This is a genomic window from Leptotrichia sp. (assembly GCF_057270615.1).
Genome location: NZ_DBHIXN010000104.1, coordinates 1 through 2,902, shown reverse-complemented (window position 1 = coordinate 2,902; position 2,902 = coordinate 1). Strand labels below are relative to the sequence as shown.

3 protein-coding genes are annotated in these 2,902 nt (G+C 30.6%); all 3 read left to right on the top strand.

Annotated features, from left to right (window positions below):
- Nucleotides 1–142: 142 nt before the first annotated feature.
- The 3 genes from ACO409_RS10550 to dapA all read left to right on the top strand — a co-directional run bounded on the left by ACO409_RS10550 (nucleotide 143) and on the right by dapA (nucleotide 2,820).
- Nucleotides 143–955: an SDR family NAD(P)-dependent oxidoreductase gene (locus ACO409_RS10550; protein WP_485557060.1), complete on the top strand. Its 813-nt coding sequence runs from the start codon at nucleotides 143–145 to the stop codon at nucleotides 953–955.
- A 14-nt stretch (nucleotides 956–969) separates the two neighbouring features.
- A complete protein-coding gene (gene dapF, locus ACO409_RS10545; RefSeq protein ID WP_485557058.1) occupies nucleotides 970–1,821 on the top strand; it encodes a diaminopimelate epimerase in 852 nt (283 codons plus the stop codon).
- Nucleotides 1,822–1,935: 114 nt separating this feature from the next.
- Complete coding sequence (gene dapA, locus ACO409_RS10540; RefSeq protein WP_485557056.1) at nucleotides 1,936–2,820, top strand: 4-hydroxy-tetrahydrodipicolinate synthase; 885 nt, start codon at nucleotides 1,936–1,938, stop codon at nucleotides 2,818–2,820.
- Nucleotides 2,821–2,902 lie beyond the last annotated feature (82 nt).

Sequence of the window (2,902 nt, the reverse complement as noted above, 5' to 3'; positions counted from 1 at the left end):
GCATTTCGTTGGTTGTAGATGAAGTTATGGGGAAAAAGGTTGCAGAATTATTTGCAAGAGAGTTTGATTTATAAAGCTATCAAAATATTTTTTTACATATTTTCACTCTAATTTTTAAGTTGGCTATAAAAAAGGAAATTTTATGAAAACAGTTTTAATAACAGGTGCAAGTAGTGGAATTGGCTATGAGTTTGCTAAAATTTATGCAAAAAATGGACATAATCTAGTTATTGTGGCACGAAATAAGGATAAATTAGAAATTTTGAAAAAAGAGATTTTGAAAAAAATTTCAAAAGATATAAAAGTAAGTGTATTTGAGACTGATTTATCGAAGGAAAATGCTGCTAAAGGACTTTATAATCAAATAAAATCAAATGGTCTTAAAATTGATATACTTGTGAATAATGCTGGAATTGGTATTTATGGCAGATTTTCTGAATTTGATGAAAAAACAATGAAAAAAAATGATATGATGATAAATTTAAATATAAAAACAGTTGTAGAATTGACAAGGATGTTTTTAAATGATATGCTGGAGAGTGGGAATGGAGGAATATTAAATGTTTCTTCAATTGCAGCCTTTATGCCTGGACCTTTGATGAGTACTTATTATGCGAGTAAAGCCTTTGTGCAGTCATTTACGGAAGCAGTTAGGGAAGAAGTTAAAAATGATGTTCGTGGAAAAAATATAAAAATATCGGCATTATGTCCTGGTCCAACAGATACTGGTTTTGAAAAGAGCAGTAATTTGTCGGAAAGTTCACTGTTTGAGAAAATAAAAGTTATGACTGCAAAGGAAGTGGCTGAAATTGGATATAAAGAATTTCAAAAGGGAAAAGCAGTTATAATTCCTGGGATTTTTAATAAAATTGCAGTTTTTGGGACTAGATTTTTATCAAGAAAATTTATTGCAAGAATGGCTAGAAAATTGCAGGAAAAGAAAAATAAAAATTAATGGAGGTTTTTGAGATGTTAAAATTTGAAAAATATCAGGGTGCAGGGAATGATTTTGTTATTGTTAGTGAAAAAGAGCTAATCGAAAAGGGGATACCTGAATATGGAGAGTTTGCGAGTCAGGTTTGCGATAGACATTATGGAATAGGTGCAGATGGACTAATCATTTTGAAATATGTGGCAAGTATGCCTTTTATGTTTTTCTTTAATGCAGATGGAAGTCAGGCACCGATGTGTGGAAATGGAATAAGATGCTTTTCGCATTATCTTGTAAATAATCATTTAGTCGATGGAAATGAATTTGTTGTAAAGACAGTTCCTGGAGATTTGACAATAAGAGTAAATTATGATGAGGAAAAAGATAATTTTTGGGCAAGAGTAAATATGGGAAAGCCTATTTTTAACATAAAAGAATTGATAAATACTGAAAAAGAACAGTTTTTAAGAGAGAAAATAAATATTGATGGAAAAGAAATTGAAATTTCATATATTTTTATGGGAACTGACCATTCTGTAATATTTGTAAATGACTTCAAAGACTATAATATTAATGAAATAGGTAAAAAAATTGAAAATTATACTGATTTGTTTCCAAAAAAAGTGAATGTGAATTTTGTAAAAGTTTATGATAGAAAGCACATAGAAATAATTACTTGGGAACGTGGAGCAGGAAGAACATTAGCTTGCGGAACAGGTGCAACAGCTTCAGCAGTACTTGCCAAAACTTTTGGATTTATTGATGAAAAAGTGAATGTAAAAGTTCCAGGTGGACAGTTGGTCATTGAATACGAAGGTGGAGAAAGTGATGCATTTATGACAGGGCCTAGTGAAAAAATTGCTGAAGGATTGTATAAATTTCAAAGATAATTTTTGTATTATTTTTAGCTTAAATGATGAAGTTTATTTCAAATAATAAAGTATTTATAATAAAAAAAATAAAATTTTATATAAAAAATTATAAATTAAAGAAAGAAGGAAAAAATGAAATTTGAAGGATCTTATGTGGCTTTAATTACGCCATTTAAAAATAATGGGACGGAATTAGATGAAGATAAATTGAGAGAATTGGTAAATTATCATATTGAAAATGGGACAGCTGGGATTGTTCCTTGTGGAACAACTGGAGAAGCTCCAACATTAACATTTGCAGAACATGAAAAAGTAATAAAAATAGTTGTAGAAGAAGTGAAAGGAAGAATACAAGTAATCGCAGGAGCAGGTTCAAATAATACGTCAAGAGCAGTAGAATTGACAAAATATGCAAAAGAACTAGGAGCGGATGCGGCATTAAGCACTTGCCCATATTATAATAAACCTAGTCAAAGAGGGCTTTACGAACATTATAAAACAATCGCACAGGAAGCAAAATTTCCTGTAATGCTTTACAATGTGCCAGGAAGAACTGGAACAAACATTGAAGCGGAAACTATCGCAAAATTAGCTGAATTGCCTGAAATTGTGGCTGTAAAGGAAGCAACGGGAAGCCTTGAACAAATGATAAAAATTCAAGATTTATGTGGCGATAAAATCGAAATTTTGTCAGGAGAAGATCATCTAATCTTGCCAATGCTTTCGATTGGAGCAAAAGGAGTAGTTTCAGTAGTTGCTAATATAATGCCGCAAGAAATGAGCGACTTGATTAGTTCATTCTTAAACAAAAATTTCGACAAGGCATTTGAACTTCATACGAAATTATACGATGTAAGCAGAAATATGTTTGTTGAAGGAAATCCTGTAACTGTGAAGGCAGCTATGAAAATACTTGGAAGATTGGATAATGATGTAGTAAGATTGCCATTGGTTGCAGCTGAAGCAGATACTTATAAAAAATTGACTAAAGTATTTAAAGAAAAAGGAGTCTTTTAATTTTTCTTTATTAAAAAAGTTTTTTATCTAGAAAGAGCTGGAGTAAAATCCAGTTTTTTTATTTTATTATATACTCAGAACC